Origin of the sequence: Streptomyces sp. TRM49041, from assembly GCF_008271805.1 — a bacterium.
GTDB lineage: Bacteria > Actinomycetota > Actinomycetes > Streptomycetales > Streptomycetaceae > Streptomyces.
In genome coordinates this window covers 68652-83378 of sequence record NZ_VSRY01000138.1, presented here as the reverse complement: position 1 = coordinate 83378, position 14727 = coordinate 68652, and the positions used below count along the sequence as shown (strand labels likewise).

Annotated in this window: 11 protein-coding genes and 1 pseudogene; 5 read left to right on the top strand and 7 right to left on the bottom strand. The window is 71.7% G+C overall.

Annotated elements, in window-relative coordinates; all coding sequences use genetic code 11:
- Positions 1–69: 69 nt before the first annotated feature.
- Together FVS66_RS17255 and FVS66_RS17250 are read right to left on the bottom strand one after the other, a co-directional pair.
- Positions 70–468: a PIN domain-containing protein gene (locus FVS66_RS17255; protein ID WP_149182068.1), complete on the bottom strand. Its 399-nt coding sequence runs from the start codon at positions 466–468 to the stop codon at positions 70–72.
- Positions 465–761: a hypothetical protein gene (locus FVS66_RS17250; protein WP_149182067.1), complete on the bottom strand. Its 297-nt coding sequence runs from the start codon at positions 759–761 to the stop codon at positions 465–467. Before FVS66_RS17250 ends, FVS66_RS17255 begins: the two co-directional genes overlap by 4 nt.
- Positions 762–875: 114 nt before the next feature.
- Between FVS66_RS17250 and FVS66_RS17245 the strand changes: the two genes are divergently transcribed.
- From FVS66_RS17245 to FVS66_RS17230, 4 genes are all read left to right on the top strand, one after another.
- Positions 876–4766, top strand: coding sequence for a phage resistance protein (locus FVS66_RS17245; RefSeq protein WP_149182066.1), 3891 nt, complete (start codon positions 876–878; stop codon positions 4764–4766).
- Positions 4763–7666 carry a BREX-2 system phosphatase PglZ gene (gene pglZ, locus FVS66_RS17240; RefSeq protein ID WP_149182065.1) on the top strand — a complete coding sequence of 968 codons (2904 nt, stop codon included), beginning with the start codon at positions 4763–4765 and terminating at the stop codon, positions 7664–7666. Before FVS66_RS17245 ends, pglZ begins: the two co-directional genes overlap by 4 nt.
- Positions 7667–7970: 304 nt before the next feature.
- A complete protein-coding gene (gene brxD, locus FVS66_RS17235; RefSeq protein ID WP_149182064.1) occupies positions 7971–9320 on the top strand; it encodes a BREX system ATP-binding protein BrxD in 1350 nt (449 codons plus the stop codon).
- Complete coding sequence (locus tag FVS66_RS17230; RefSeq protein ID WP_149182063.1) at positions 9320–11518, top strand: DEAD/DEAH box helicase; 2199 nt, start codon at positions 9320–9322, stop codon at positions 11516–11518. The genes brxD and FVS66_RS17230 overlap by 1 nt, the downstream gene beginning before the upstream one ends.
- Before the next feature lie 77 nt (positions 11519–11595).
- On the opposite strand, the gene FVS66_RS36045 is transcribed toward FVS66_RS17230, so the two are convergent.
- Both FVS66_RS36045 and FVS66_RS17215 read right to left on the bottom strand, forming a co-directional pair.
- Positions 11596–12387 (bottom strand): excalibur calcium-binding domain-containing protein, encoded by a 792-nt coding sequence (locus FVS66_RS36045; RefSeq protein ID WP_262387046.1) that lies wholly within the window; start codon positions 12385–12387, stop codon positions 11596–11598.
- A 319-nt stretch (positions 12388–12706) separates the two neighbouring features.
- Positions 12707–13021, bottom strand: coding sequence for a MazG-like family protein (locus tag FVS66_RS17215; RefSeq protein WP_149182062.1), 315 nt, complete (start codon positions 13019–13021; stop codon positions 12707–12709).
- Between the two features lie 94 nt (positions 13022–13115).
- On the opposite strand from FVS66_RS17215, the gene FVS66_RS17210 reads away from it, so the two are divergent.
- Positions 13116–13439: a nuclear transport factor 2 family protein gene (locus tag FVS66_RS17210; RefSeq protein ID WP_149182061.1), complete on the top strand. Its 324-nt coding sequence runs from the start codon at positions 13116–13118 to the stop codon at positions 13437–13439.
- A 56-nt stretch (positions 13440–13495) separates the two neighbouring features.
- On the opposite strand, the pseudogene FVS66_RS17205 reads toward FVS66_RS17210, so the two are convergent.
- The 3 genes and pseudogenes from FVS66_RS17205 to FVS66_RS36040 all read right to left on the bottom strand — a co-directional run.
- Positions 13496–13648 (bottom strand): annotated as a pseudogene (locus FVS66_RS17205) (phenazine biosynthesis protein PhzF); the annotation flags it as partial.
- Positions 13649–13688: 40 nt separating this feature from the next.
- Entirely contained in the window at positions 13689–14468 is a 780-nt protein-coding gene (locus FVS66_RS17200) for an SDR family oxidoreductase (RefSeq protein ID WP_149182060.1), read from the bottom strand.
- Between the two features lie 88 nt (positions 14469–14556).
- Complete coding sequence (locus FVS66_RS36040) at positions 14557–14679, bottom strand: hypothetical protein (protein ID WP_262387048.1); 123 nt, start codon at positions 14677–14679, stop codon at positions 14557–14559.
- Positions 14680–14727 lie beyond the last annotated feature (48 nt).

Genomic DNA, 14727 nt, shown 5'->3' with positions numbered 1-14727 from the left:
CCGGGCGACAGGGGGAGTGCGGGCACACCGGAGGAAGCGAAGTGCGAAGGGGGACGGGCCGTGCTCGGCTCAGAGCTTCACGACGACCACGCGGTCGGCGCACAGCCTGCGCATGTCGTCCTCGTCCGACGTGAACACGGTGACCGGGCCGGGCTGCCGCAGGGCGACGGCGGCGAGGGCCGCGTCGATGGCGTACTTGTGGCCGTGCAGACCCGCCTCCTTGAGAAGGCCGGTGGCCTTCCTGGCGACCTCCTCCGTCACCGGTTCGACACGGATCTTGGAGAGAGCCCAGTGCCACTTGGGGAGGTGGCGCGTCGGGTCGTAGGCCTCGATCAGAGTCATCGAGGTGGTGACGACCGGGATGCCCGCATCGTCGGCGTGCCGCAGGTAGGCACCCATGCGACGCTCCCCGCGCACCCACTGCGAAAGCCCTTCGCTGTCGAGTACGTAGATCCGGTTTCCGGTCACGCGGCCTCTCGCTTCTGCCCGTGCGGCTGCTCACTGGCTTCGCGGGCACTGGTGCGCTCGGCGTGCTGCCGCTCCAGGTCGCGATGCTCGGCCTCGACCTCGGCCAGTTCCGCCTCGGTGATCTCCCCGTACTCGGACTCCCACCACTGCACCGCCTCGTGCAGACGCTCCCGCTCCCGCTGGCGCTCTATGGCGTGCGTGACATAGCGGCTGAAGCCGCCGGGGCCGACCTCGGCCCGGATGGCCTCGGCGAGCTCCTCGGGAAGCGTCACGGTGTACTTCTTGGTTGCCATACCGTCGACCATACCGAGGGTCGGGGCGGGCAGCCAGCCAGCCCGGCAACAGACATCCCACACGATCGAGTACCAAGCGGCGGGGAAGCCGCCAGATGGAGAGCGTGACAGGTAATGGCCCAGCAGCCGCCCCTCCTCCGCGATGTCATCGACATCAAGGAGAACATCTCCACCTCGGACTTCGTGCTGTCCCTCGCCGAGGCGACGACACCCGAAGGCGCCCGGAACGCGCTCAAGGACTACGTCGTCACCGAGCGGCTGCTGGAGAACTTCGACGAGGCGCTGGCGCTCATCAAGTCCTCGCTCGACGGGCACCGCTCCAAGGCGGCCTACCTGCACGGCTCGTTCGGTTCCGGTAAGTCGCACTTCATGGCCGTGCTGTACGCGCTGCTCAGCGGCGACCCCGCCGCTCGTGCCCGTACCGAGTTCGACCCGGTGCTGACCAAGCACGAGTGGCTGACCACGGACGGCAAGAGGTTCCTGCTCGTGCCGTACCACATGCTCGGTGCCAAGGCCCTCGAACAGCGGGTGCTCGGCGGGTACGTCACGCACGTCAAGAAGCTGCACCCGGACGCGCCGACCCCGCAGGTGTACCGGACCGACTCCCTCTTCGCCGACATCCGCGCCAACCGTGCCACCTACGGTGACGAGGCGGTCATCCGTGGCCTGGGCGGCGGCGACGCGGGCGACGGCGAGACGGATGAATGGGGTGAGGGCTTCGCCTGGACCCCGCAGCTCCTCGACACCGCCCTCGCCGCCGAGGAGAACCACGAGGGGGGCACCCCGCTCAACCTCCGCAACCCCTCCACCCCGGCCGAGCTGCGCGCCAAGCTGGTCAACGACGCCGGCACCAACCTCTTCCCCGGCTTCGCCAAGAACGCCACCGAGAACGAGCACGGCTTCATCTCCCTGGACGCCGGTCTGTCCGTCATCGCCGAGCACGCCAAGTCGCTCGGCTACGACGGCCTGATCCTGTTCCTGGACGAGCTGATCCTCTGGCTCGCGACCCTCATCCACGAGCAGAAGTTCGTGGCCCGCGAGGCCAGCAAGATCACGAACTTCGTGGAGGGCGGTGACGCCCGCCGTGCCATCCCCGTCGTGTCGTTCATCGCCCGCCAGCGCGACCTGCGTGAACTCGTCGGCGAAGAGGTGTCCGGCGCGGCGGAAGCCTCCATTCAGGACACCCTGAACCTGGCCTCCGGACGCTTCGACAAGATCACCCTGGAGGACCGCAACCTCCCGCAGATCGCTCACGCGCGCATCCTCAAGCCGAAGGACGCCGAGGCGGAACGGCTCGTCGACGCGGCCTTCGAGCAGACCAAGCGGGTCGGCACCCAGGTCTGGGACACCCTCCTCGGCTCGGAGAAGGGCACCACCGGTGCGGACGCGGAGTCGTTCCGGCTGACGTACCCGTTCTCGCCGGCGTTCATGGACACCCTCGTCCATATCTCGTCCGCGCTGCAGCGTTCCCGTACCGGTCTGAAGCTGATGGGTCAGCTGCTCGCCGACCACCGAAACGAGATCCGGCTCGGGCAGCTCATCCCGGTCGGCGACCTCTACCCGGTGATCGCGGCCGGCGGCGACAAGCCGTTCACCGACAGCCTGAAGGTCGTCTTCGAGGCCGCCGACAAGCTCTACAAGACCAAGCTCCGGCCCTACCTCCTCAGCTCGTACGACATCACCGAGGACGACGTCGAGCAGTACGTCAACCGGCCCGAGGCCGTCACCGACCCGCAGCGCCTCAACCGCTGCCGCATGTTCGTCGGCGACAACCGGCTCGTGTGCACCCTGCTGCTGTCCGCGCTCGCGCCCAGCGTGCCCTCCCTGGCCGAGCTGACCATCCGGCGGCTCGGCGCCCTCAACCACGGGTCGGTCCTCGCACCCATCCCGGGCGCCGAGGTCGGCATCATCAAGAACAAGGTCGCCGAGTGGGCGGCCCGGTTCCCCGAGATCAAGGAGACCGGCACCGACGCCAACCCCGGCGTACGGCTGGAGCTGTCCGGCGTCGACGTCGACTCCGTCATCGCCAACGCTCAGGTCAACGACAACCCCGGCAACCGCGTCGCCCTCGCCAGGCGTCTGCTGTCCGAGGAACTGGGCGTCGAGCACGGGCAGTTGAGCGACCAGCTCGGCTTCATCTGGCGCGGTACCTCCCGCACCGCCGAGATCGTGTTCGGCAACGTCGCCGACGAGGACGAGCTGCCCGACCACGACCTGATGCCGCAGGAGGACGGTCGCTGGCGGATCGCCATAGACCTCCCCTTCGACGAGGGCGAGTGGGGCCCGGTCGAGGACGTCAACCGCATCCGGCGGCTGCGCGAACGGCAGCAGGGCGAGCGGTCCCGTATCGTCGCCTGGCTGCCCGCCCATCTGTCCGCGCAGCGCTTCGCCGACTTCCGGCGTCTCGTCGTCATCGACAAGGCCCTCGCCGACGAGCACCGCTTCGACACCCAGTACGCCGGCCACCTCAACGCCGACAACCGCAGCCGCGCCAAGGGCCTACTCGAAACCCAGCGCGAGGCCCTGCTCAAGCAGGTCAAGGGTGCCTTCAAGCAGGCGTACGGGCTCGCCCAGAAGCAGGCCGCCGACGTCGTGCCCGACTTCGACGACCACCTCGTCCCGCTGCCCGATGTCGACGGCCTCACCCTGTCCTTCGGGCAGAGCCTGCACGACGGCATCCGGCATGTCGCGGGCAAGCTGCTCGCCCACCAGTACCCGGCGCACCCCGATCTCGACCCCGACGGCACCGGCACCGCCGTCAAATCCGCCGACACCCGCAAGGTGTTCACCCATGTGCGGGCCGCCGCCGAGGCGCGTGACGGGCGGGTGGAGGTCCCGGCCGCCGACCGCAAGCTCATGCAGCGGATCGCCGGGCCCCTGCGGCTCGGGCAGCAGAAGGAGGCGTACTTCGAGCTGTCCCGCTACTGGGCCGACCACTTCCGCCAGCTCGCCAGCGCCCAGGGCGTCACCGGGGACCTGTCCCTGATCACCCTGACCGACTGGACCGACAAGCCCGACCCGCGCGGCCTGCCCGACTTCCTCGCCCGGCTCGTCGTCGCCGCCTTCGCGGAGATGGACGACCGGGTGTGGGTGCGCGGTGGCACCGTACTCGACCCCGCGCCCGAACTGTCCGCGATCAAGGACCATGACGCGCTGCGCAGCCAGCCGCTGCCCGCCGAGTCCGACTGGGACACGGCGCGGCAGCGCTTCGAGACGATCTTCGGGCAGAAGGCTCCCGCCCTTCGGCGCGGCCGGATGGTCAACCAGTTCGCCCGCCAGATCATCGAGGTCGCCCGCGCCCACCGGGACCACGCGGCGGACCTGGTGCACCAGTTGGAGGCCCACGCCACCTTCCTCGGCCTCGACCGGACCGCCGACACCGGACGGCTCGCCCTCGCCCGCCGCTCCCTGCAACTGCTGGACGCGCTCACGGCGGAGGCGGGTAAAGGTGCGGCCGGGGCGAAGAAGACCGTGGAGGCCCTCGCCTCCTTCGACCTGGGCGAGACCAGCGCCGACCGGTACGGCACCTCCATCAAGCAGGCCCGCGCCGTCGCGGAGGCCGTCGCCTCCGCGCCCTGGAGCACCCTCGAACTCGCGAAGGGACTCGGCCCCGAGGGCGCGGCACTGCTCGACTCGCTGCGCAACATCGCCCGCGACGACCAGCGCACCGCCGACCTGCGCGACGCGCTCGCCCGCACTCAGCGCGAGGTCGTGGCCCTGCTGAAGCGCAGCCAGGCCGCCGCCACCCCGCCGCCCCCTCCCGTCGCGCCGCAGCCCAAGGCCGACGACCTGTCCCTGAACACAGCGACCAGCGACCCGCGCATCCCCTACGCCCCGCAGGAGACGCCCGCACCGGCCTCCTCCGGCAGCGGCTCCGCGCGAACGGCCGGTGGCCGCCGTACGACCGTGGCACGCGCCGCCGCCGACCTCCAGGCGGAACTGTCCGAACTGGCCGCACGCCACCCCGACGCGACCATCGAGATCACCTGGAAGGTCGTCGAATGACGGACACCGTCGCCGCTGTCCCGGGCGCCGTCCGGCTGAACACCGCGACCGTCACCCAGTACCTGTCCTCGCAGTCCTCCCTCGCCGCTGCCCTGACCGGAGACGGCGGGGGCAGGCGCCGGGTCGTGCTGCTGCGGTCCGCGCCCCAGTGGGACGGGCCCGCCGAACCCGCCTGGGGCGAAGGCCGGACGGCCGGCGTCGCGGCGGCGCCATCCCCGCTCGCCGTCCACGAACTCGTCCTCGACCATCTGACGGGCCGCCGCCCCGGCCCCGCCGTCCTGGTCGTCCTCACCGACCGCGAGCAGAACGAACTCGACCCGGCGATCACCGCCCGCGTCCACAAGCGGCGCATCGACATGGTGGACAGCTGGGACGTCGTGCGGGAGGCGTTCGGCGCCCGGCAGATCGACCCGCGCCTGAAGGACGTCAACTGGGCCGCGGAAGCCCTGCTCGACGCCACCCCGCCCGGTGGCTGGCCGCCGGTGCCCGGCGGCTGGCTGTCCCGGCAGTACGCCCTCACCGCGCTCGCCCAGCGCCGCCTGCGCCTGGGCCGCCACGACACCGAGGGCGGCCCGCGACGCCCCGGCGAGGACCGGCTCGACGCGCAGACCCTGCTGCACTGGTCGACCCGGCCCGGAGCCCCCGAGCGGCTGCTGGGCCTGCGGGGTCCCGAGCGCGCCGGGCTGACCGCCTTCCTCGGCGAGGAGGACCAGGCCGGTCTCGCCGGACGCGCCCTGCTCGCCCTCGTCGACGCCGAGCGCGGCGCGGACGCCGCCGCCTTCGGCCTCGTCTGCGAGGCCCTGTGGCAGCACGCCGAGCCCGCCCCCGAGACGTATCAGGCCCGGGGCCGTGCCGAACGCTACTTCGGCGACCAGCCCCCAGCCGTCGGCGAACAACTCGACGCCCTGGTGGTCGTCTTCGGCCAGTACGCCGAGGAGTACGTGAGCACGCTGCTGACAGCCGGGCACCGGGGCGGCGGCGCCGACGCCGACCAGGCCCGCGAGGCACGCCGCACCAGCGGCATCGTGCTCGACCGGGCCGCCGTGCTGGCCCGCCAGTTCGGCGCGGAGGCGGCCGTCGCGGCGAGCCCCGTCCTGCGCGGCGGACTGGAAGCCCGGTTCACCGCCGTCGGCCAGGCCCTCGCGGCGGGCGACACGGCCGCGGTCGCGGAGGCCGTGCGACGGCTCGCGGACCACAGGCTCGCCGCCGATCCGGAGGAGTCCGCCCGCATCGAACGCGCCCGCATGGGGCAGCGTCTCGCCCTCTGGCTGGCCACCGACCCGTCCGCCGACGCACCCACCGTCGCCGACGGCATACAGCGGCACGTCGCCGAGACCGGCTGGGCCGACCTCGCCCTGGAGCACATCGAGGCCGGCGGCGACCCGGACCCCGTCCTCAAGGCCGCCTACGACACGCTCGGGGCGCGCGTCAGGGACCGGCGGCGGCAGATCGACGCGTCCTTCGCGCGCTCGCTGGCCGGCTGGACGCAGGACGGCACCCGGCCCGGCGGCATGCTCACCGTCGAGACCTTCCTCGACCGGGTGGTCGGGCCCGTCGTCCGGCGCGGAGAGGAGCGGCGGGTGCTGCTGCTCGTGCTCGACGGCATGAGCGCGGCCATAGCGAACGAACTCGGCGAGGAACTGCGCCGCTCCTGGGCGGAGTTCGACCCGCTGGCCGAGGACGCCCCGCGTCGGCGGGCGATGGCCGCCGCCCTCCCCACCGTGACAGCCGTGTCCCGGACGTCGCTCTTCGCGGCCACCCTGATGAAGGGCACCCAGGCCGATGAGAAGCGGCTCTTCCCCGCGCTGAAGCTGTGGAGCGGTGCACCGGCCGCCGTCTTCCACAAGGACGACCTGCGCACCGAGACCGCGGGCGACACCTTCGGCCCGGCCCTCACGGAAGCGCTCACCGACGGCAGGACCCATGTCGCCGTCGTCCTCAACGCCATCGACGACCGCCTCGCCAAGGAACAGAAGCTGGGCGACGGGGCGTGGCGGATCGACGACGTACCCGGCCTGCGCGACCTCCTCCGGGTGGCGGCGGCCCAGGGCATGGCGGTCATCGTCACCAGCGACCACGGCCATGTCGTCGACCGGCACGGAACGAAGGCCGACGCGGCCACCGAGCCCGCGTCCGCGCGGCACCGACTGCCCGGCGGCCCGCTCGGCGAACGGGAGATCGCCCTTTCCGGGCCGCGCGTGGTGTGGCCCGAGCCCGGCGCGTCCATCGTTGCGCTCTGGGACGCGGACTCCCGCTACACCGCCCTCAAGGCCGGCTACCACGGCGGGGCCTCCCTCGCCGAGTTCACCATCCCGGTGCTCGCCTTCCTGCCGTTCGGGGCGGAACCACCCAAGGGATGGCGGGAGTTGGGGGACCAGCGGCCACCCTGGTGGGCTCCGGAGGAGGCGGGGAAGCCGGTGTCGGACGGGCGCCCGGCTCAGTCGGCCGGCGCGGCTCCGAAGAAAGCGGCGGTGAAACCCCGGAAGAAGCAACCCGAACCCGGGACGCTGCCCGACGCGCTCTTCGACGTGGCGCTGACCACCGGAGGAGACGAAGCCCTGCTCACGCCGGTCGTCGTCTCCCGGACCGAGGCTCTCGTCACGGCGCTGCTCGACTCGGAGACGTATCAGGTACAGCTCGACGGTCTGGCGCGCAAGCCGCAGCAGGAGCAGGTCCACAAGGCCCTCGCCGCCCTGCTCGACGCGGGCGGCACCCTGCCCGTGACCGCGCTCGCCCAGCGCGCGGGCATGCCCACCAGCCGGGGCGACGGCTTCGCCGCAGTCCTGAGGCAGCTCCTCAACTACGACGGCGTACAGGTGCTGGAGACCTTGCCGGACGGGCGCACGCTACGGCTCCATGAGGCGCTGCTGCGCGAGCAGTTCGCCCTCCGAGCGAGCTGACGGCGTCCGGGGTGCCTCTGGCGTTCCGTCGAGGCACCCCGGGGCTGCGTCTGGTGGCTTCCTGCGCCGAACGGTGGGGCTGCGCGGACGTACTTCAGCTTCACCTTGTCGAGTGCCGCCACGTTCGTCCCACTCCCACCCTGGCGTATGTACGGAGAGTGATTCCAGCAGCGTCTCCGGGTGACCGTCAACCGATTCAACGAAGTGGGCGCCTCACCACGGCGCCGCGAAAAGCGCGGACCGACCGACGGCCGTCTTCCGGTCCCCGCACGGGCGTGCCCGTGGAAATGGAAGACTGGTTGCCGTGAGCACCACCGGATCCCAGCGCCCCGCACAGGTGAGCGCCGCCCGCCGCCGTACCGTCATCGACGCGCTGCGACGCGGTGCCGTACCCGACAGCGGACTCGACCTGCTGGCCACCGGACTCGACCGGTTCGAAGCGGCACTGGACGCGGAACTGGACGCCGTGGCGTCCGGCGGCTCGGTGTTCAAGGCCGTGCGGGGGGAGTACGGGTCCGGCAAGACGTTCTTCACCCGTTGGCTGGGGGAGCGGGCCAAGCGCCGTAACTTCGCCGTGGCCGAGATCCAGGTCTCGGAGAACGAGACCCCGCTGCACCGGCTGGAGACGGTCTACCGGCGGCTCACCGAACGGCTCACCACCTCCAGTTTCCCGGCCGGCGCGCTGCGGCCCGTGGTGGACGCCTGGTTCTACGCCCTGGAGGAGGACGCCCTCGCGGCCGGCGCGACCGAGGATGAGCTTCCGAGCGAGGTGGAGAAGCTGCTCGTCGCACGACTCGCCGAGGTCTCCCGGCACGCCCCGTCGTTCGCCACGGCTCTGCGCGGCTACCGGGCCGCCCTCGCGGACGGCGATGAGGCGACCGCCGCGGCCGTTCTGGCGTGGCTCGGCGGCCAGCCGCATGTCGCGGCTTCTGCCCGCCGGACCGCCGGGGTACGCGGAGACCTCGACCACTTCGGTGCGCTCGGGTTCCTGCAGGGCCTCCTCACCGTGCTGCGCGACTCCGGGCACACCGGGCTGTTCGTCGTCCTCGACGAGGTGGAGACGCTGCAGCGGGTCCGGTCCGACGCCCGCGACAAGGCACTCAACGCGCTGCGGCAGCTCATCGACGAGGTGCACTCGGGCCGCTTCCCCGGCCTCTATCTGGTCATCACGGGCACCCCGGCCTTCTACGACGGTCAGCAGGGCGTGCAGCGTCTGGCCCCGCTCGCTCAGCGGCTGGCCACCGACTTCACCACCGACCCGCGCTTCGACAACCCTCGCGCCGTGCAGATCAGGCTGCCCGGCTTCAACCAGGAGTCCCTGGTCGGACTCGGCCTCACCATCCGTGACCTGTACGTCGATGCCGCGGACATGCCCGAGCGCGTCCGGAAGGTCGTCGACGACGCGTATGTCGCCGACCTCGCGGTGGCCGTCGGCGGGGCGCTGGGCGGGAAGGTCGGGGTGGCTCCCCGGCTGTTCCTGAAGAAACTCGTCGGGGACGTACTCGACCGCGTGGACCAGTTCGACGACTTCGACCCCCGGCAGCACTACAGGCTCACCGTCGCCGGCAGCGAACTCACCGATGTCGAGCGGAACCTGGCCGCCACGGTCTCAGGGGGCTCCGCGTCGGCCGATGACATCGACCTGGAGCTGTGATGGCGGACGCGGCAGGCCAGGCCGGGAAAGATCCGGGTGACGAGGACGCCGACGTGCTGGACCGACTCGACCCCGTCGTCCTGCATCACATCGTCAACACCCTCGGATGGCCCGATCTGCGCCCTCTGCAGCGGGCGGCGATCACGCCGCTCATGGAAGGACAGGACGCCGTACTGCTGGCTCCGACGGCGGGGGGCAAGACCGAGGCGGCCTGTTTCCCCCTGCTGTCGGCGATGGCCGAGCAGAGGTGGACCGGCACTTCCGTGTTGTACCTGTGTCCGCTCAAGGCACTCCTCAACAATCTGGTCGGCCGCGTCGACACCTACGCCCAGTGGCTGGGGCGACGGGCTGCGCTCTGGCACGGTGACACGAAGGAGTCGCGACGGCAGCGCATTCGGGCCGAGGCGCCGGACATCCTGCTGACCACGCCCGAGTCGCTCGAAGCGATGCTGATCGGTGTCAAGACCGACCACGCCCGCCTGTTGGGAAGCGTCCGGGCCGTCGTCGTCGACGAAGTGCACGCGTTCGCAGGGGATGACCGGGGATGGCACCTGCTCGCCGTGCTCGAACGGTTGGAGCGGGTCACCGGACGGCCCATCCAGCGCGTCGGGCTCTCGGCGACCGTCGGCAACCCGGCCGAGCTGCTGCACTGGCTGCAAGGCGCGGGCGTCGGCAGCCGCACCGGTCAGGTGGTCGCCCCCGGAGTGCGTCTGCCGGCCACCGACGGCAGCGGACACGGCGACAAAGCCAGTCCCGAGCCGTCCGGCATGCCTGCGGGCGAAGTGGAACTCGACTACGTCGGCTCCCTCGACAACGCGGCCAAACTCATCGCGGCGCTGCACAGAGGGGAGAAGCGGCTCGTCTTCTGCGACTCGCGCCGCCAGGTCGAAGAGTTGGGCGCGGCGCTCCGCGCGCGTGAGGTGACCGTCTTCCTGTCCCACGCCTCGCTCTCCGTCGATGAACGCACCCGTTCCGAGCAGGCGTTCGCCGAGGCCCGCGACTGCGTCATCGTCTCCACGTCGACCCTCGAGCTCGGCATTGACGTCGGTGACCTGGACCGCGTCATCCAGATCGACTCACCGGCCTCCGTCGCCTCGTTCCTGCAGCGCATCGGTCGCACCGGCCGGCGTCCCGGGACTGTGCGGAACTGTCTGTTCCTCACCACCCGCAAGGACACACTGCTGCAGGCGGCGGGCCTGTTGCTGATGTGGTCGCGGGGCTGGGTGGAACCGGTCGTCCCTCCGCCCGAGCCGCGCCACCTGGTGGCCCAGCAACTGCTGGCCGTCACCCTGCAACAGCACAAGCTCGGCGACCGGTTGTGGGACCGGCAGTGGAACGGTCTCGCACCCTTCGACAAGTCGGCTGCCCCCATCCTGCGCTTCCTCACCGAGGAGGGCTTCCTCGACAGCGACGGTGGGATGCTGTTCGTCGGGCCCGAGGCGGAACGCCGCTTCGGCAAAAGGCACTTCATCGAACTGACCGCCTCCTTTACCGCACCTCCGCAGTTCACCGTCCTGTCCGGACGCACGGAGATCGGCCGCACCGACCCGAGTGTGCTCACAGAGGAACGCCCCGGCCCCAGGCGGTTGCTCCTGGGTGGACGCAGTTGGCAGGTCACGTACATCGACTGGCTGCGCAAACGCGTCTTCGTCGAGCCGGCCGACGGCGGTGGCATCGCCAAGTGGATGAACGGCGGCGTCGCCGGACTGTCGTACGCACTGACGCGCGCCATGCGCGAGGTGCTGCTGGGCACGGCCCCGCCCGTCTCCCTCACCCGGCGTGCGGAGGCGTGCCTGGCCGAACAGCGCGAAACCGACGCACCTGACACCGTCCACCCGGGCGGCACGTTGATCACGCGCGTCGGCTCCGACGTCCGTTGGTGGACCTGGGCCGGTTACCGCGCCAACGCCACCCTGGCAGCCACCCTCCAGTCGGTCACCGACCCTCTGCAACGACCCACCGACAGCTGGCTGCGTCTGCGCGAGGACCTCACCCCGGCCGACTGGCGTACGGCCCGTGAGAACGTCGGCGAGAACCTCGTCCTGCCTGACGTGGACCGCCGGGCCGTACGCGGCCTGAAGTTCTCCGCCGCCCTCCCGGAACGCCTCGCCGTGGCCACGGTGGCGGCCCGCTTGGCCGACTTCGAGAGCGCCCGCTCGGTGCTCGGCGAGTCGGCGCGCTTTCAGTACGACGGCTGAATCCAAAAGCCGCCAAGGCCGCCCCCGCCTGTAGGGCGGGCACCGCTCGCCGTGCAGGCGGGGTACCCGCGCCGTCGTTACTCGCAGCCCACTCCGTCGCCGTCGCGGTCGAGGTGTCGGCCGTAGCCGGGCTGGCCGCGGTGGACGGGGGCGGCGCCGGCCGCGCGGGCGGCCGAGCAGTTCTGGTAGTAGACGCTGCCGCCTCCCGAACCGCCCGAGGCGGAGCCGGAGTCGGAGCCCGAGCCGCCTGTCGTCGACCCGCCGGAGCCTGAGCCCGAGCCGCCGTACGGTTCGCAGGCGACGCCGTCGCCGTCGCGGTCCAGGCCGGCGCGGTAACCGGGGCTGCCGCGGTGGAGGGGAGCGGCGCCGGCCGCCCGTACCGCGTCGCAGTTCCGGTAGTAGGGGGCGTCCGCCGTCTTCTTCGCCGGAGTGGGCGTGGGTGTCGGGGTGGGCAGGGCGGCGCCCTGCTCCGAGGGGCACGGTGTGGCGGGGGCGGTCAGATGGAGGGTCGGACCGGCCATCCCCGTGGAGAGTTCGGTGCCCGCCTCGGGGGCCTGGAAACAGACCTTCCATGTGCCGTGCGCGGCCGGCAGGGGCACATTCCGGTAGGCGCTCGCGGCCTTCACCACGAGGGGGGTCAGGTCGGCTATTCGCTGCTCGGCCTCGGTGAAGCCCAGCCCGGTCACCGACGGCATCAGGGGCGACGGCGACGCCGTGGGGCTCGGGGAGACGGAGGGCGAGGGGGAAGCGGTCGCCGTGCTGGTCGCCGAGGGGGTGGGGGCCGTTCCGCCACCGTCGTCGGGGGAGCAGGCGGAGGCGAGGATCAGCGCGGCGACGGCCGGTATCCGACCCGAATTCCGCAGATGCATGGGAACCCCCCGAAGTGTGGTGGTTATGTGAACGGCGAGTGTATACGCGGAGTCCGTGATTGATTCCGCTCTGTACGTGATTCGTTCGCCGAGTGGGCGGATTGGGGTGGTATGCCCCGGCTGGACGCCGGCTCTCGACTGTCGACTACCTCGCGGTAGGGAGTGGCTGGAAGGCGCCCCTGGGCATGGTCTTCACGCCGTCCCCCCATTGGCTTCACTGTCGTGTCGCCATACCCGGGGCACAGGGCACCGTCGGGGACTCGCGGCGGAACGGCTCCGCCCGCTCAGCGGCTCCGCCCTGCCGAGGCATCCGCCCCGCTCACGCCTCCGCCGAGCGGGCCCGTACGCGGGTCAGGTGTTCCGTGAAGACCTGGCCCGCGTCGGGTGTCAGCGTCCGCAGCGCCACCATCGCCGTGATGATCACGTCGCAGAGCTCCGCCTGGACGTCCTCCCACGTGTGGGTCGTGCCCTTCCGGGGGTTCTGGCCGTACACCCCGATGACCGCCTCGGCGACCTCGCCGACCTCCTCCGACAGCTTCAGTATCTGGAGCAGCGTCGCCCGCTCGGTGGTGCGGTCGGCGTGCCGGTCGAGCCAGACGTGCAGATCCTCGACGGTCTTCCAGGTGTGGTCCATGGGGGTGAGCCTCCCCCGTGGCACCCGGCGCGATGCCGGGGCCGCGGTGTATCCGGTGAGGCGCGTGTCCATTCCGTCCCACCGGGAGGTTCCCATGCCCATTCCTGTCGACCGGCTCACCGACCCCGCCGTACGCGCCTTCGTCGCCGCCGTCAACGCCCATGACCGTGACGCGTTCCGCGCCACTCTGACCGATGACGCCACCATGTCCGACGACGGCTCCGACCGTGACGTGGAGCAGTGGACCGAGCGGGAGATCTTCACCACGCGCGGACATATCGACGTCGAGTCCGAGAAGGGTGGCGGCCGCGACCTCGTCGCCCGCTACCGCAACGACACCTGGGGCGAGATGCGCACCCAGTGGCACTTCGACGTCGAGGACGGAAAGGTCCGCCGCTTCGAGACCGGCCAGGCATAGCCCCACCCGCCGCGCCGGCCCACCCGCCGCCCCCGGCCGGGGCCCGCCGCGCGGGCTCACATGCGGGCGCCCGTGCCGGTCACCCGCACCTGTCGGTCGCCCGGGCACGGCTCGACCGTGAGCTCGCCCGGGCGGCCCATGTCCTCGCCCTGGTGCAGGGTGAGCACCGCCGCGTCCGGTAGGAGGCCCGGCGCTCGCGCGTGTACGCCCGGCCACCGCCACCGCCACCGCGGCCCGGGCGTACGCCGCTCAGCCCCGCCCGATGTACGGCATCGTCGTCGCCATCACCGTCGCGAACTGCACATTCGCCTCCAGCGGAAGCGATGCCATGTGGACCACCGTCCGCGCCACGTCCGCCGCGTCCATCACCGGTTCGGTGGCGAGGGTGCCGTTCGCCTGGAGGATGCCTGTCTCCATACGGCGCGTCATCTCCGTCGCCGCGTTGCCGATGTCGATCTGGCCGCACGCGATCCGGTACGGGCGGCCCTCCAGCGACAGGGACTTCGTCAGGCCCGTCGTGGCGTGCTTCGTCGCCGTGTAGGCCACCGAGTGCGGGCGGGGTACGTGCGCCGAGATCGAGCCGTTGTTGATGATGCGGCCGCCCTGCGGGGACTGGTCCTTCATCTGCCGGAACGCCGCCTGCGCGCACAGGAAAGATCCCGTCAGATTCACGTCCACGACCTGCCGCCACGTGTCGTACGTGAGGTCCTCCACCGGTGTGCCGCCCCCGGCGAACGTACCGGCGTTGTTGAACAGCAGGTCCACCCGACCGAACCGTTCGCGGACCGCCGCGAACAGCGTGGCCACCTCCTCCGGCGACGTGACGTCCGTGGGCAGGCACAGGGCATCACCGCCCGCCGGCCCCGCCGTCTCCGCCAGCGCCGCCGTCTCCGCCAGCGGCTCCGGCCGGCGGCCCGCCAGGGTCAGCGACCAGCCCGCCTCCGCCAGGGCGACCGCCACGCTCCGGCCGATGCCCGAGCCGGCGCCGGTCACCACCGCGATTCCCCGCGCGGGGGGTACAGCGTCCATAGCCTCCATGGGCGCGCAGCGTACTCTCGCCGCCTGTTCGCCGGGGTGGCGGACGCCGATGCGGTCCCGTACGCGTCGAGCGTCCGCATCACCGCCAGCGCGGCACCGTCCCCACGACCTCGGCGTCGTACGCCGGCTCCAGCAGGTCACGTGTGAACGACGCGGCGATCCCGCCCGTCGCCGGCACACCCCAGCGAATCTTCCGCCCCATACCGAGCCTCCCATTGAGGTTTCAAGTATCTCGCTCGGGCTGAGAGCA

Bases quoted from the DNA above. Each gene is read 5' to 3' on its own strand.
- FVS66_RS17250 (WP_149182067.1), bottom strand. From the start codon at position 761: ATGGCAACCAAGAAGTACACCGTGACGCTTCCCGAGGAGCTCGCCGAG.
- FVS66_RS17245 (WP_149182066.1), top strand. From the start codon at position 876: ATGGCCCAGCAGCCGCCCCTCCTCCGCGATGTCATCGACATCAAGGAG.
- pglZ (WP_149182065.1), top strand. From the start codon at position 4,763: ATGACGGACACCGTCGCCGCTGTCCCGGGCGCCGTCCGGCTGAACACC.
- FVS66_RS17230 (WP_149182063.1), top strand. From the start codon at position 9,320: ATGGCGGACGCGGCAGGCCAGGCCGGGAAAGATCCGGGTGACGAGGAC.
- FVS66_RS36045 (WP_262387046.1), bottom strand. From the start codon at position 12,387: ATGCATCTGCGGAATTCGGGTCGGATACCGGCCGTCGCCGCGCTGATC.
- FVS66_RS17215 (WP_149182062.1), bottom strand. From the start codon at position 13,021: ATGGACCACACCTGGAAGACCGTCGAGGATCTGCACGTCTGGCTCGAC.
- FVS66_RS17210 (WP_149182061.1), top strand. From the start codon at position 13,116: ATGCCCATTCCTGTCGACCGGCTCACCGACCCCGCCGTACGCGCCTTC.
- FVS66_RS17200 (WP_149182060.1), bottom strand. From the start codon at position 14,468: ATGGACGCTGTACCCCCCGCGCGGGGAATCGCGGTGGTGACCGGCGCC.
- FVS66_RS36040 (WP_262387048.1), bottom strand. From the start codon at position 14,679: ATGGGGCGGAAGATTCGCTGGGGTGTGCCGGCGACGGGCGGGATCGCC.